Origin of the sequence: Swaminathania salitolerans (assembly GCF_007988945.1) — a bacterium.
Lineage (GTDB): Bacteria > Pseudomonadota > Alphaproteobacteria > Acetobacterales > Acetobacteraceae > Swaminathania > Swaminathania salitolerans.
The window spans coordinates 84614-99103 of the sequence record NZ_BJVC01000004.1; the positions used below are offsets into that span (position 1 = coordinate 84614).

The window sequence follows — 14490 nt, forward strand, 5'->3', positions numbered from 1 at the left end:
GATCCAGATCATGCCCCAATCCGTCTCCTTTTCCCTCCTGCAAGGCGAATCGCCCGTTCTCGTCTCCCTGCCTCATGCCGGTACGGATCTGATGCCCGGTCAGGAAGAGCGCATGACACCGACGGGCCGCGCGCGACCGGATACCGACTGGCATCTGACCCGCCTGTACGATTTCGCGCCCAGCCTCGGGATCGGCGTTCTTTCCGCGCGATATTCCCGCTATGTGATCGATCTCAACCGGGGACCGGACGATGCGACGCTCTATCCGGGCCGCCCGAAGACGGGCCTCGTGCCCTGCGAGAGTTTCGACGGGCTTCCTCTCTATCGTGAGGGAGAGCGACCGGATGCTCCGGAAACCGATAGACGACGCCAGACATACTGGGCGCCCTATCACGAGGCCCTGACGGCCGAGCTGAACCGCCTCAGATCACTCTGGGGATGGGCCGTGCTCTGGGATGGACATTCCATCCGGTCCCGCGTGCCCCGTCTCTTCGAGGGACGACTGCCCGATCTCAATCTCGGGACGAATGACGGCGCTTCCTGCGCGGCATCGCTGAGGGCGCTCCTCGCCGGGGATCTCGCGGCACAGCAACGCTTCAGCTTCGTGGTGGACGGTCGTTTCAAGGGGGGATACACGACCCGTCATTACGGTCGGCCCGGGAGCGGCATTCACGCCGTACAGATGGAAATGACCCAGTCCAGCTATCTCGATGCCGAAGCCCCGCCCTGGCCGATCAGCGATACCGGCTCGGACGCTGCGAAGACCCTGCTTCGCAGCCTGCTCCGGCGCGCCTCCCTCTGGCGGCCCTGAGACGCGTATCCGGGAGAAGGATCGGGGAGAGAAGCATCGGGGCGACAGATACTAGAGAAGATCCGGGCGGCTTCTCTCAGGCCGATATCCTGTCGCCATAGCCTTCTGGATGCGCCTCCCGCCATCGCCACGCCGTCTCCACGATCGCCTCCAGTTCCCGGAAACGGGGCGCCCATCCGGTATCCTCGTGAAACCGCCGCGGATCGGCCACCAGAACCGCCGGATCTCCGGGACGTCGCGGCGCGGGCTCCCAGGGGACGGATCGCCCCGTCACTCTCTCCACCGCACGGATCACGTCCAGATTCGAATAACCCAGCCCGTTTCCGATATTATAGGTCACGCTTCTGTCCTCGATGCGGGCCAGAACACGGAGATGCGCATGCGCCAGATCGGCCACATGCGTGTAATCGCGAATGCACGACCCGTCGGGCGTCGGATAGTCGGTTCCGAAGACCCTCAATGCCGGACGGCGCCCCAGAGCTGCATCGATGACGAGGGGGATCAGATGCGTTTCCGGCGCATGATCCTCGCCGGCTCTTCCGAGCGCGTCGGCACCCGCAGCATTGAAATAGCGCATGCAGGCGCTGCGCAGGCCGTGCACCCGATCGGCCCAGTGCAGAACGCGCTCCGTCTGCGCCTTGCTCTCGCCATAGGGAGAGCCGGGTATGACGGATGCCGTCTCATCGATCGCTTCCGCCCTGTCCGGCCCGCCGAACAGGGCCGCCGTCGAGGAAAAGACGAATTTACGCAGTTTATGGACAATGCAGGACTGGATCAGATTCAGTGACGCCATGCCGTTATGGCGGAAATATCCGAGCGGATCCTCCATGCTTTCCGCAACCAGCGATCGCGCAGCGAAATGCAGGACCCCATCCCAGGGACCGCGGGCCAGAACCGCATCGGTCGCTTCGGCGTCGAGAAGATCGACCTCGTGAAACGTGACCCCTTCGGGTATCGCCGCGCGATGACCGGTGGAAAGATCGTCGAGCACCTCCACATCGTGCCCGGCATCGCATAGCGCCAGCACGACATGACTGCCGATGAACCCGGCCCCGCCGGTCACCAGATAACGCATCCGAACCTCCCTCCCCTGCAGTTCCGGCGCGGTATTGCTCAGGTCCCACGAAGGGGACGGACATCCGGTCCGGCTCGGGAAATACAGGCAAACCGGGGCGGAGTAAAACAACCGGAAAGAGAGGAGAGGGAGAAAAGACGAACCGGGAGGGCGCCTTACCTCCCCCCCGGAGACGAAGATCAGGCCGTTTCGCGGCACATGGTCTTGTCGAGCGTATAGATCGCAAGGCTGTCGATCGTGAAACCGACGCCGGTCGTCTCGAGACGCAGAACGTCGAGAGGCCGCTCCGGATAGACCAGAGCCGTTGCGGTTTCGAGATGCTCGTTCGCATAGATCTCGAAGGCACAGCCATCGAGAACGAGATGCAGATCGACGCTGCGCGGGTTGGAATAGACCGCCCCGTTGATCGGCGCCGCGAAACGCCCGGTGAAGAACGGATGATCGAAGCCGCGAAGCTTGCCGCGATCGAGCCAGATCTGCGTGCTGGGCGCGTCATACCCGATCGAGAGTCGCTCGCCTTCCGCATTGGCGAAAGCGAGTTCGAAACGCTCGATGACCGGGCCGGAGGCGTTCGGATCCGTCTGTCGGGATTCGTCCGCCGTCAGACGGATCACGATCTCGATGGCCTTGCCGCGCGGCAGGGCGATCTCGCGCCTGCCATCCGCAGGCAGATAGGCGCCCTGCTCGGTGAGCATGGGATGACGCAGGGACTCGATGCCCCGGGGCACCTGCACCAGACGCAGATAGCCATTGGGGTCATGACGCAGGGTCATGCTGCGCGGCAGCGACATGGCGCCGCGCCAATCCTGCGTCGGCAGCTCCTGACAATACTGCCAGTTGCCCATCCAGGCGATGTTCACGGCCTCGCCGCCCGGCATGTTGCTCCAGACCTGGAGGGCATAGGCGTCCTTGGCGAAATCGGTCAGACGGAGAATGGCGTCATAGGGGCGGAACACCGCACCGTCGAACGTGCCGATGAAATACTGGGTGACGCTTCCCCCCATGGGGCTGCCCGGATTGATCGAAACGAAAAGCACCCAGTGCAGGGCGCCGGACTCGTCGCGGATCTGGATCAGGTTCGGACATTCGTAATTGACCGTGGGCAGACCCGCGGGACCGAAATTGCTCAGATGCGTCCAGTGGATCAGATCGTTGGACGCATAGAAGCCGATATTGTGCTGGTCCACCTGCGCGATCACCATCACCCATTTGCGGGTGGGCTCATGATAGACGACCTGCGGATCGCGAAAATTCGGGCTCTCGATATCGAGGACGGGATTGCCCGCATATTCCTCGAAGCTCTGGCCGTTATTGCGGCTCGTCGCCAGGAACTGGGTCTGTCGTCCGGGCCGCGCCCGTGTATAGAGCGCCGCGATATTATTGCCATGACTGCCCGCGAACAGGCCGGAGCTGTTATGCGTGTCGAGCACGGCGCAGCCCGTAAAGGCCTGTCCGTCGATCGTGTCGGGAACGGCGATCGGCTGATCCTTCCAGCTCAGCAGATCGGTGCTGATGGCATGGCCCCAGCAGATATTTGCCGAATACGCGGCATCGGGATTGTGCTGATAATAGAGATGATACTGTGTGCCGTCGAAAACGAGTCCGTTCGGATCGTTCATGAACCCGGTCGGCGGCGTGAAATGAACTGACGGCCGATACTGCTTGCCCGTCTTTTCGACGGAACATTCCGTTTTGCTCACTGTGCTTGTCTTCCTGGTTTCTGGGAAATGGACTGTCTGAAATCCTGCGGAGCATGTCGTCTCCACGGCTCTTTACTTAATGGCAAAATGCCAAAAAGTCAAGAACAGAAACAGGCCCGCACCCGGACGAGGCGAGAAACAGATGGGCAATCAGTCGGGAATCGTTCCGTCCTGCCGGAGTACCACCCCTGCGAGATAGAGACTTCCGCAGACGAGAAGCCGCCCCGGAGGGCCTTCGAGACGCGACATCACATCGGCAAGACGCGGCCCGGGTCGGGCATGACCGCCCGATGCGCGCACGATATCCTCGACGGGCAGGGCGAGATGCTGCCCCTCCTCGCAGATCGCGTGGATGCTGTGCGCATGACGCATGACCGGACGCAGGAAACCTTCCGCGTCCTTGCTCTGCTTCATGCCGATGGCGAGATGCAACGGTCGATCCGACCATTCCGACATGGCAGCGGCCAGCGCCTCGCCCGCATTCGGATTATGCCCGCCATCGAGCCACAGCTCCCATCCCTGAGGAAGACGCTGCGCCAGACTTCCGTGCAGACGCTGCAATCGCGCGGGCCAGCGCGTGGCGGAGATGCCCGACCAGGCGCTGTCGGGCAAGGCCAGACCGCTCGCGCGCAAGGCTGCAACGGCGAGTGCTGCGTTCTCTTCCTGATGGGGCCCCTTGAGCGCCGGTTCGGGCAGGGTGAGCTTCCCTTCCGGATCCCGATATGCGCGTGTTCCGCGCGCCGGAGACGCAGTCAGGAAGATCTCCTCGTCAACCGACCAGAGCGGCGCTCCGAGCAGCTGCGCCCGGTCGACGATCACCGCACGAACCTCCGGCTTCTGACGCGCGCTCACAACCGGGATGCCGGGTTTGATGATCCCGGCCTTTTCCGCTGCGATCAGCGCCAGCGTCTCTCCCAGAAAACTCTGATGATCGAGATCGACCGGGGTGATCACGCAGGCAGACGGCCTGTCGATCACATTCGTTGCATCCAGCTTTCCCCCGAGCCCGACCTCGACGATGGCGAGATCGGCACGGGTCCGGGAGAAGAGAAGGAATCCGGCAGCGGTCAGGACCTCGAATACGGTGATCGGCGCGCCCGCATTGATCCGCTCGATCTCCTCCAGGGTCGAAACGAGCGCATCCTCGCTGACCAGCCTGCCGGCGATCCTGAACCGCTCAGTGACATCGACGAGATGCGGGCTCGTCATGACATGCACCGACAATCCGGCCGCTTCCGCCACGGCCCGGAGATTGGCACAGGTGCTGCCCTTGCCGTTCGTGCCCGCGACATGAATGACCGGCGGAAGCATGCGCTCCGGATGGCCGAGCCTGGCCAGAAGCGTCTGGAGCCGCGTCAGGGAGAGATCGATCAGTTTGGGATAGAGCGCCTGGACCCGGGCGAGCACCGCCCCCGGACGACCGTCATACTCGTCGCTCAACTTTGCCGGGGCGGCCTGCATCGTCATGAAAACTCCGGAATTCGGCACTCGCGCGGCTCCGGGCGGGGCCGCGCGCTCGAGACGGAAATCAGGCGGCGGCTTCGGACGCGGTCGCCGGGCTGTTGGTCATCAGACCGATCAGCCGGGCAAGCGTCTCGTGCATTTCCGACCGCGCAACGACCATATCCACCATGCCGTGATCCCGGAGATATTCCGAACGCTGGAATCCTTCCGGAAGCTTCTCGCGCACCGTGTCCTGGATCACGCGCGGGCCGGTGAAGGCGATAAGCGCCTCCGGTTCTGCCAGCTGGACATCTCCGAGCATGGCGAAAGAGGCAGAAACGCCTCCCGTTGTCGGGTTCGTCAGCACCACGATATAGGGCAGACCGGCATCCTTGAGCATCTCGACCCCGATGGTCGTGCGCGGCATCTGCATCAGCGAGAGAACGCCCTCCTGCATGCGCGCACCGCCAGAGGCCGTGTAGATGACGAGTGCCGCCTTCTGCAGGACCGCCAGACGACAGGCGGCGACGAATGCCTCTCCCATCGCCGTCCCCATCGTTCCGGCCATGAACTCATAGGCCATGACGGCCACCACGGCGTCGCGACCGCCGATCTTGCCATGTGCGACCGCAAGGGATTCGTCGAGATGGCTCTTGGCCTTCGCATCCTTGAGGCGATCGACGTATTTTTTCTGATCCCGGAAGCCGAGCGGATCGGTCGGAACCTTTGGCAGCTCGATCCGGGTGTAGTGTCCGCCGTCGAACGTCCAGTCGAGACGCTCGGTCGCATTGGCCTTTCCATGATGGCCGCAATGCGGACAGACCTTCTGCGCGCGTTCCAGATCCTTGATCAGGATCATCTGCGAGCAGGAATCGCAGCTGGTCCACAGGTTTTCCGGAACTTCGCGTTGCAGAAGTCCGCGGATCTTGGGTCGAACGTATTCGGTCAGCCAGCTCATCTCGTTTCCATTCCCGCCTGTCCCGCCTGCGTGATCCGGACAGGATCACGGGGGCATCATGATCTGGAGGACTCCAGTCTCGTTGCCGCGCTTTTAGCGAGGTTCTCCGGGCAATGCCAGATCGGCACGCATCGCCAGTCGCGCGCCGGGCCGCAGACCCGGCCCGACGGATGGAGGATCTCAGGCGGCCTGTTCCTCTTCGTCCTCCGCGTCTTCCGACACGATGCGCGTGTGGCCCCGCGTCGGACGGAAGCGCTTTTCATGCAAGGCGAGCTCGATATCCTCGAGGGTCGCACCGGCCGTCTCCGGCACGAAGAAGAAGATGAACAGGACGGAGGCGAGGTTCACCGCGGCGTAGAACCACATCGTTCCGCCGAGGGTGATGAGATGAACGAGGGTGAGCGCCGTGCCTGTCACGAGCAGATCGGATCCCCAGAGCGTCGCTGCATGGAGGCTCGTGGCCTGACCGCGCATGGAGAGCGGGAACATCTCCGCGCCGAGAAGCCAGCCGCAGACCTGGATGCCACCCGAGTTGAACGCCATGAACAGGAGCAGGAACACGATGACGAGATACGAGCCGATGCTCCCCTGCGCCGGATGCGCGGCAAAGACGATACCGAGCCCGATAAGGCTCACGATCGAGCCTGGCCCCATGATGAGCATCAGACGACGGCGCCCGACCCGGTCAACGATGAGGCAGCCGATGAAGGTCATGATGCAATAGGTGATCGCAACACCGAGGGAGGCCAGCAGGGCGGAGGAATCGCCGAAGCCGGCATCGCGCAGGAAGGTCGGGGCGTAATAGATCATCATCTCGAGACCGCCGCACTGCGTGAAGAACGCGACACCGAGCGCGGCCACGAGCGCAGGCCTGACCCAGGGACGGAACAGCCCCTTCCAGCCCCGATTGCGCGGATCGGCACTCTCCGCGTTCTCGCGCATTTCGCGCACTTCCTTGCGGATGACCTTTCTTGAGGTACGGATCCGGCCAAGCTGGATGATGGCGCGTTTCATACCTTCGTTCTCGGCCGTCCAGCGCGGACTCTTGGGCATGAAGAACATCGAGAAGAAGACGATCGCCGCCGGGATCGCCGCAAGCCCGACCATCGGCCGCCAGCCCCAGGCCTCGCGCTGGGTGAAGCCGATGATATTGGCGAGCAGGATGCCGATACCGATGGCGACATTGAACATGGTGACGAGCGTGCCGCGTTTTTCGGCAGGGGCGAGCTCCGAAATATACATCGGCACCACCTGGGTCGAACCGCCCACGGCGAAACCCAGAAAGACGCGCGATACGATCAGCATCCAGACATCGGGAGAGAAGGCACAGGCCAGTGCGCCGAGAACGAAGATGCCGCTGACGACCAGAACGCAGGCGCGACGGCCGTATTTCTCGGAGAACGATCCCGCCGCAAGCGCCCCGAGAATGGCCCCGGCGAGAATCGCGGACGCGACCATCTCCTGCATCGAACTCCCCAGATGGAAATCATCCGAAATGAGGAGAAGGGCTCCGGATATGATACCCGTATCGTATCCGTAGAGCCCCCCGCAGATTGCCGCTACGATCGCCGCAAGAACGAGTATATATTTCGCATAGGGCGAGACCTCGATCGGATGATCGTCATGGTGTCTGGCCCCGGCGCCATGTGTTTCTGTATTATTCTTCATTCCTGTATAACCGGGAACGGGCGCTGCGGTTTAGGTCGCTCGCGCAAAAACCCAAGAGGACTCAAGAAATCGTGAAGTCATCTCCCAGACAGAAGCCCGACGTCCCGACGATCAACGTCCGGGAGCTGATCATCATGCATATCGTTCTGGCTCTGGTCATCGCCGGAATCGTGGCGATCGACTGGCATCTGAACTGACCCGTATCCGCAAGCCGGGCTAGGCCGGGGCGGCGCGATAACCCCTTGCGGCGAGATAGCAGAGTGCCGCGCCGGCGCTGATCCAGAACGAGACGGGCGCATCCGTATACCAAGAGAGCGCGAGACCGCCCCAGGCGAGCGCGAGAGCCAGAACCGCCGAGCCGAGCAGACCGGCCAGAGGGGCCAGCCCGAGACGGATCGTCGTGGCGGCCGGACCGACCAGAAGGCTGAAGACCAGGAGAATTCCGGTCGTCTCGGAGCAGACGGCTGTGGCGAGAGCGACCAGCACCATGAACGCGCAGGCCATCGTCCTGAGCGGCAGGCCGCGCGCCGCAGCGAGATCGGGATCGAGACTGGCAAAGAGCAGCGGTCTCGCGAGCGCCCCCAGCCCGACGAGGCAAAGCCCTGTGAGCAGGAACAGCATTCCGAGCGTCGCATGATCGATACCGAGGATATTGCCGAAGAGCAAAGCGGTCGCGCTGCTTACCGGCGCGTGCTGCCATTGAAGGAACACGAGACCGAGGCCGAGACTCGCGGCAAGAACCAGTCCGATCACGCTGTCCCGATGACCGGCACCGGCAGGATCCTTGCGCAGATCGCCCGTCGGCTCCCACCCCAGCACCACCCCGGCGAGAATGGCGGCGAGTGCCATGCCGGAAAGCGGCGAAAGACCGATCAGCGCCGCGCCGGTCGCTCCAGCGAATCCGATATGCGACAAGGCATGGCCGGCAAAGCTCTGCCCCCGCAGAACGAGGAACCATCCGACGAACCCGCAGAGAATTGCGACGCAGCCCGATGCAAGGAACGCATTGCGCATGAATTCATAATGCAGCATCGGACAGCTCCAGCGTCTGCCCGGCAATGGCGAGACGATAATCGGCACGACCGCGCACGGCGTCGAGACCGTGACAGGACAGAAGGATCGTGACACCGGAGCGCCGGCAGAGATCGTGGAGAAGAGCGACGATCTCTGCCTGCCCCTGTACATCGACGCCGCTGAGCGGCTCATCGAGAACCAGAAGGCGGGGCGACTGCAGAAGCGCTCCGGCCAGAAACACCCTCTGCCGTTCTCCACCCGAAAGCTGACCCAGAGGCCGGTCGGCCAGATGCAGCGCTCCGGCCCGGGACAATGCGCCGTCAACGCGCTGCCGTATCCGTCGCCCCCATCCGGGGAGGCCGGGACGCGTCCCGTTCCAGGACGAGGCGATCAGGGTTCGGCCGGTCATCTGCGGGGCGGGCAGGCGACGATCCTGCGGCAGATAGCCGATCGCCCCGCGCATCGTGTCCGGCATGCGTCCGAAAATCCGCACCTCGCCCTTACGCGGGGCATGCAGGCCGAGAATCGTGCGAAACAGGGTCGTCTTGCCATGACCGTTCGCGCCGGTAAGCACGGTGAGGCTTCCTTCCGGCAGGGAAAAACACGCGCCTTCCAGAAGAATCCGCGCACCCTGGGCGAGGGTGACATCGACGAAGGAAAGGGCCGGCGTTCCGGGCGAAGATCCGGGCGGAGATCCGGGCGAAAGCTCGATCGAAAGCCGGGGCGAAAGCCTGGGCGAAAACCCGGGCAAGAACCGGGGCGGGGCCGTCTCACTCATGCCGGTCGAGTGCCCTTTGCAGCCTGTCGATCCGGTCCGTCATCCAGTCCTGCCAGGAGAGACCGGGCGGCGGAAACTCGTCGAGGGACACGACCGGAATACCGGCCTCGCGGGCGATACGCTCAAGCCGGATCACGGACGGCACCCGCATGGCGGGATTGGTGACGAAGGCCCGGACCTCTCTCCCTCTCAGGGCGTCTTCCAGCCGGGCGACATCGCGCGGCGAGGGATCTTCGTGGCGCATCGTCGCCAGAGCGAAATCCGCATCGACGACCCTCAGGCCCAGAGCGCGAAAGACAGGTCCTCCCACCGGCTCGCCGACCGCTACCGGCAGGCCGGCATATCGTGTTCTGAGCGCATCGAGACGCCCGGTCAGCGCGTCGAACTGCCTGTCGTATCGCCGCTTTTCCCGGGCGATCCTCTCGATCATGACGGAATCCTCCGCTCCGGCCGGATGCCGGGAGAGGCGCGTCGTCAGGCTGGCCGACAGACGATCGATCAACGCCCTGGCCGCCGCCGGATCGTCCGCAAGATGCGGATTGGCGCGATCCGTATCCGGGACCAGATCCGCGATCGCGATATCCTGCCTGCCCGGGTCGGGCTGTGCGGCCAGAAGGGGGGGGATCCAGTCGTCGTAATGTCCGCCCGTCCAGATGACGATGTCGGCTGAAGCAAGAGCCCTCACCGTCACGGGCGTGACCTGGAAATCATGCGGGTCGACCGCCGGGGAGACAAGGATGCTCTCGGTCCGCACCGCATCGCCACCCAGCCCGCGCGCAAGATCGCACCAGAACGCCTCGGCGCAGAAAACCCTGACCGGCGCGGCGTGTACCGGAGCCGACAGGATCAGACAGAAAACCAGGAGGAGGAATATCTGGCGCAAAAATGTCGCCTTTAGTTATATTATAACGACGGACAGACGCGATATAGAGGCTCGACTCTGGTCAGGACAAGCCGGAAAAGGATTTTCTCCATGCTTACCACCGCGCCACCGACGGAACGGGACCAGTTTTCCCCCGGGACAAGACAGCTTCTCGATCGTGCCTCGGCATATTGCGCCGCTCATGCCGGGCGCCTGACCGAGACGCGGCGTCTCGTCCTTGGGCTTATCACGGAGGCGAGCAAGCCCGTCGGGGCCTACGATATCCTCGATCATCTGAGAAGCTTCCAGAAAAACGCGGCCCCTCCGACCGTTTACAGGGCTCTGGATTTTCTCCTCGCCCAGGGGCTCATCCATCGCATAGAGCGCCTGACCGCTTTCGTGGGCTGTGCCCATCGCCTCGATTGCACGCATGAGGGCGGATGCGGCCATCGCGCCCAGTTTCTCATATGCTCGGTTTGCGGCACGGTGAGCGAGCTGGAGGAGCCGGGCATCGCCCGCGCGATCCACGATGCCGCAAAGGCAATCGGTTTTCGCCCGAGCCATGCCACGGTCGAGATCGAAGGGGTCTGCGCCCAGTGCCAGACCCGCTGACCGCAAGCCGGATGGCGCGCTGCCCGTCGCCGGATACAGTCCCTGCGGAAATGCGCTTTGTCTCCCCATCGCGCCCGGGTCCCTGTCCTTTCGGGTCCCGCCCTGCGGTCGCGTCGATCCCTCCGGCCGAAATCCGCACCAGTCCGCCCGATAGCCCCAATCCGCCCGATAGTCGATGTCTCACGCCGATTTCCTGCCGCTGAAGGGCGGGACGCTTCGCTCCCGCGACAGGCGGGAACGCCGCACCTCCCCTTCCCGGATTCCGACTGCGGGCGACGATCAGCCGGATCTGTTCGATCCGCCTCCCCCGGCTGCTTGCCCGGAAGGCGCTGCGGGAAGCGTCCCAGACCCGGACTTTGCGCGCCCGCGCCTTTCTCCGGAGCGTCTCTCTCCCGATGAAGTCCCGCTTTTCGTCGCAACCGGACGTCAGTTCACCGAAAACGACCGGGAAGACGGATGGCTCTATATTGTCACCCGGCCGGAAGAGACGGCCGAACTTTTGCAGGACGGCCTTCCCTTTTGCGCTGAGCGCGGGCTCGTTCTGATGGAGCGTCCGGCCCTGTTTCCTCGCCTCGCCTTCATGGCCGCTCATGCCGCAGAAGCGCAGGAGGACGAAGCGGGTGACGCAGCCGGCTGGGATCTGCTCCGTCTGCGCAGACCGCTCGTGGCCCCCTGGCTGGAAACGGAACCGGACATGAGTGCACGATGGGGCGCGGCCTGCTATCTGCTGTGCGGCCCGGCCCCGCAAGGCTGATCCCCCGCAAGGCGACCGCGGCGCATATCCCAACCGAACACCACGCCCCCTCGAAGGCGCATCACACGACAAGGATCCGATCATGGACGATATCGCTCTTGCCGAAGTCACACGCGGCGGACGCGTCGAATCCCTTCATCTCGGGCGGATCGCCGTCACTGACGATACCGGTCGTGTGATACGCGGTCTGGGAGCGGTCGAAGCGCCAGTCTTCCCGCGCTCGACGGTCAAGGCACTGCTTGCCTTGCCTCTCGTCGAGACCGGCGCTGCGGACAGGCTGGGGCTGACCGATGCCGAACTCGCTCTGGCCTGCGCGTCCCATGGGGGAGAGATACCCCATGTCCGGACCGCGTCCCGGATGCTGGCTGCAGCCGGGCAGAGCGTGGCCTGTCTGGAATGCGGCGCGCACTGGCCGAGTTTCGAGGCGGCCGCCCGCGCCGTGGCTTCGGATGGAGCGGGCCCCACGGCGCTGCACAATAACTGCTCGGGCAAGCATGCCGGCCTGATCTGTCTCGCGGCCGATCAGGGTCTCGACCCGAAAGGCTATGTCGACCCCGCCCATGCCGTTCAGCGTCAGGTCACATCCGCCCTTGAGATGGCGACTTCAGTGCCGCATACAGAGCGCAACCGCGGTCTCGACGGGTGTTCGATGCCCACCTACGCCATTCCGCTCTCGGCGCTGGCGACAGGATTCGCCCGTTTCGGCACAGGAAGAAATTTTTCTTCCGGTCATGCGTCGGCTGCGGCGCGACTGCGTTCTGCTGTCGCGTCCGAACCGTTCATGGTGGCGGGAAGCGGACGCTTCGATACAACCCTGATGGCGCATTTCGGCCAGCGCATCTTCTGCAAGATGGGGGCTGAAGGCGTGATGGTTGCGGCCCTGCCCGAATGCGGTCTCGGGATCGCGATCAAGACGTCCGACGGTGCGAACCGCGCTGCCGAGGTCGCTCTCGCGGCCCTGCTGCTCGAACTGGGAGCCCCCCTCTGGTCCTCCGCCGATCAGGAGGTGCTCCACGGCCTGTCCTGTCAGGTGCTGAAAAACTGGAACGGAAGAGAAGTCGGCATGGTGCGTGCCGCTGGAAAAGGATAAAAAAGAACCATGGCGCTGGATACGGAAGCAGGGGTTGCGTCGATTTTCGACGCAACGAAATTCAAGATCATCGTTATCGGCGTTCTCGCAGCCCTGGCCGGTTTGATGTCGGGTCTCGATATCGGCGTGGTCGCCGGCGCCCTCGAATTCTTCGCCCGGCAGTTCGATGCCTCTACCGTCGCCCAGGAATGGGTCGTCAGCTCCATGATGGCCGGGGCTGCGATCGGCGCGCTCGCTGCGGGATGGATGGCCCATGTCCTCGGCCGCAAACGCTCCCTGATCGCTGGCGCCTCGATCTTCGTGATCGGCTCTCTGGGCTGTGCCCTGTGCTGGTCGATCCCCTCCATGATCGTCTTTCGCGTGGTCATGGGGCTTGCGGTGGGAATCTCGGCCTTCACTGCACCGCTCTACCTGTCGGAAATCGCAAGCGAGAACACGCGCGGCGCCATGGTCTCGACCTACCAGCTCATGGTCACGGTCGGGATCTTCCTTGCCTTTCTGTCCAACACCTATTTTTCCTATAGCGGAAACTGGCGCTGGATGTTCGGCGTCGCTGCCATCCCCGCCGCCCTGTTTCTCACGGGCGTCCTGTTCCTGCCCTACAGCCCACGCTGGCTGATCATCCAGGGACGACACAAGGAGGCACGCGAAGTGCTCCTGTCCCTGCGTGAAGACCCACTCGAGGCCGCCAAGGAGATCAGGGCAATCCGCGAGCAGCTCGAGGTCAAGCAGCACGGCTTCGCCCTTCTTAAGAGCAATCCGAATTTCCGTCGCTCCCTGGCTCTCGGGATCATGCTTCAGGCGATGCAGCAGCTCGCGGGCATCAACATCATCATGTATTACGCGCCGAACATTCTCTCGCGCGCCGGTTTCGATGCCACATCCCAGATGTGGTGCACGGCCATCATCGGCCTCGTGAACATGCTCGCGACCTTCATCGCCGTCGGTCTCGTCGATAAATGGGGCCGCAAACCCATTCTCTATATCGGCTTCACCGTCATGGCGCTCGGCATGGCCGCACTCGCCATGCTTCTCGCCACCGATATGTCGAGCCAGACCTCCCAGTTCATCGCCGTCTTCCTCCTGCTCATCTTCTGCACCGGTTTCGCAATGTCGGCTGGACCCCTGATGTGGGTGCTCTGCTCCGAGATCCAGCCCATGCAGGGACGCAATCTGGGCATCTCGGTCTCGACCCTGACCAACTGGCTGACCAACATGCTCGTCGGGGCAAGCTTCCTGACTCTCATGAACACCTTCGGAACGTCCGGCACGTTCTGGCTTTTCGCGATACTCAACGCCTCTTTCATCGTCCTGACGTTCCTTTTCGTACCGGAAACGAAAGGCATGTCGCTGGAAGTGATCGAAAAGCGCCTTCTCGACGGCGTGAAGCTGCGCAAGCTGGGCCGCTAGACGGCACCATGCGGTACGAAACCGGCTTCCGTGTTTCGTACCGCTCCCTGTTTCCCCACCATCCGGTACGAAGCATTCGCGCCCGGTAGCAATCCTGACCGGTCGCATGTGCCCGCCTTCCTTCGCGCCCCTGCGGTTCGGGCGATTCCACCCCGGACAGCGCGTCCCCCTCCTCACCGATGCGGCCGCCCTATGGTGCATGGATGACGGAACGGGCCGAACCCGGTCTCATCCGGGGCTGGAGCACGGGATGGGCACAGGTAAAGGTTAAAATTACGTTATAATAAAGAACATCTTTCTATTTGTCGGATCAGA

The 14490-nt window shown here is 63.5% G+C and carries 14 protein-coding genes; 6 read left to right on the plus strand and 8 right to left on the minus strand.

Annotation, left to right across the window (positions count from 1 at the left end; genetic code table 11):
• Positions 1–10: 10 nt before the first annotated feature.
• Positions 11–811, plus strand: a complete 801-nt coding sequence (gene hutG / locus SSA02_RS09190) for an N-formylglutamate deformylase (RefSeq protein ID WP_147093774.1) — start codon at positions 11–13, stop codon at positions 809–811.
• Between the two features lie 76 nt (positions 812–887).
• Here the strand turns inward: hutG and galE are convergent, their stop codons facing one another.
• The 5 genes from galE to SSA02_RS09215 all read right to left on the minus strand — a co-directional run bounded on the left by galE (position 888) and on the right by SSA02_RS09215 (position 7655).
• Positions 888–1886, minus strand: a complete 999-nt coding sequence (galE, locus tag SSA02_RS09195; RefSeq protein ID WP_147093775.1) for a UDP-glucose 4-epimerase GalE — start codon at positions 1884–1886, stop codon at positions 888–890.
• 179 nt (positions 1887–2065) lie between these two features.
• Complete coding sequence (locus tag SSA02_RS09200; RefSeq protein ID WP_246103799.1) at positions 2066–3586, minus strand: glycoside hydrolase family 32 protein; 1521 nt, start codon at positions 3584–3586, stop codon at positions 2066–2068.
• Between the two features lie 150 nt (positions 3587–3736).
• Complete coding sequence (locus SSA02_RS09205; RefSeq protein WP_147093776.1) at positions 3737–5053, minus strand: bifunctional folylpolyglutamate synthase/dihydrofolate synthase; 1317 nt, start codon at positions 5051–5053, stop codon at positions 3737–3739.
• Positions 5054–5114: 61 nt separating this feature from the next.
• A complete protein-coding gene (accD, locus tag SSA02_RS09210) occupies positions 5115–5987 on the minus strand; it encodes an acetyl-CoA carboxylase, carboxyltransferase subunit beta (protein WP_147093777.1) in 873 nt (290 codons plus the stop codon).
• A gap of 180 nt (positions 5988–6167) precedes the next feature.
• Complete coding sequence (locus SSA02_RS09215; protein ID WP_147093778.1) at positions 6168–7655, minus strand: sugar porter family MFS transporter; 1488 nt, start codon at positions 7653–7655, stop codon at positions 6168–6170.
• Between the two features lie 71 nt (positions 7656–7726).
• Here SSA02_RS09215 and SSA02_RS13015 point away from each other — a divergent pair, with 71 nt between their 5' ends.
• Positions 7727–7852 (plus strand): hypothetical protein, encoded by a 126-nt coding sequence (locus SSA02_RS13015; protein WP_264884108.1) that lies wholly within the window; start codon positions 7727–7729, stop codon positions 7850–7852.
• Positions 7853–7871: 19 nt separating this feature from the next.
• On the opposite strand, the gene SSA02_RS09220 is transcribed toward SSA02_RS13015, so the two are convergent.
• The 3 genes from SSA02_RS09220 to SSA02_RS09230 are packed head-to-tail and all read right to left on the minus strand — an operon-like array spanning position 7872 to position 10330.
• On the minus strand, positions 7872–8687 hold the full coding sequence (locus SSA02_RS09220; RefSeq protein WP_147093779.1) for a metal ABC transporter permease: 816 nt from the start codon (positions 8685–8687) through the stop codon (positions 7872–7874).
• On the minus strand, positions 8674–9447 hold the full coding sequence (locus tag SSA02_RS09225) for a metal ABC transporter ATP-binding protein (RefSeq protein WP_147093780.1): 774 nt from the start codon (positions 9445–9447) through the stop codon (positions 8674–8676). The genes SSA02_RS09220 and SSA02_RS09225 overlap by 14 nt, the downstream gene beginning before the upstream one ends.
• The gene (locus SSA02_RS09230; protein ID WP_147093781.1) at positions 9440–10330 is read right to left on the minus strand and encodes a metal ABC transporter solute-binding protein, Zn/Mn family; all 891 of its coding nucleotides are present in this window, start codon (positions 10328–10330) and stop codon (positions 9440–9442) included. Before SSA02_RS09230 ends, SSA02_RS09225 begins: the two co-directional genes overlap by 8 nt.
• A gap of 90 nt (positions 10331–10420) precedes the next feature.
• On the opposite strand from SSA02_RS09230, the gene SSA02_RS09235 reads away from it, so the two are divergent.
• The 4 genes from SSA02_RS09235 (at position 10421) to SSA02_RS09250 (ending at position 14175) form a co-directional block, all read left to right on the plus strand.
• Positions 10421–10921 carry a transcriptional repressor gene (locus tag SSA02_RS09235; RefSeq protein WP_147093782.1) on the plus strand — a complete coding sequence of 167 codons (501 nt, stop codon included), beginning with the start codon at positions 10421–10423 and terminating at the stop codon, positions 10919–10921.
• Between the two features lie 175 nt (positions 10922–11096).
• Positions 11097–11675 carry a hypothetical protein gene (locus SSA02_RS09240; RefSeq protein ID WP_147093783.1) on the plus strand — a complete coding sequence of 193 codons (579 nt, stop codon included), beginning with the start codon at positions 11097–11099 and terminating at the stop codon, positions 11673–11675.
• A gap of 82 nt (positions 11676–11757) precedes the next feature.
• Positions 11758–12765: an asparaginase gene (locus tag SSA02_RS09245; RefSeq protein WP_147093784.1), complete on the plus strand. Its 1008-nt coding sequence runs from the start codon at positions 11758–11760 to the stop codon at positions 12763–12765.
• A gap of 9 nt (positions 12766–12774) precedes the next feature.
• The gene (locus SSA02_RS09250) at positions 12775–14175 is read left to right on the plus strand and encodes a sugar porter family MFS transporter (RefSeq protein WP_147093785.1); all 1401 of its coding nucleotides are present in this window, start codon (positions 12775–12777) and stop codon (positions 14173–14175) included.
• Positions 14176–14490: the final 315 nt, after the last annotated feature.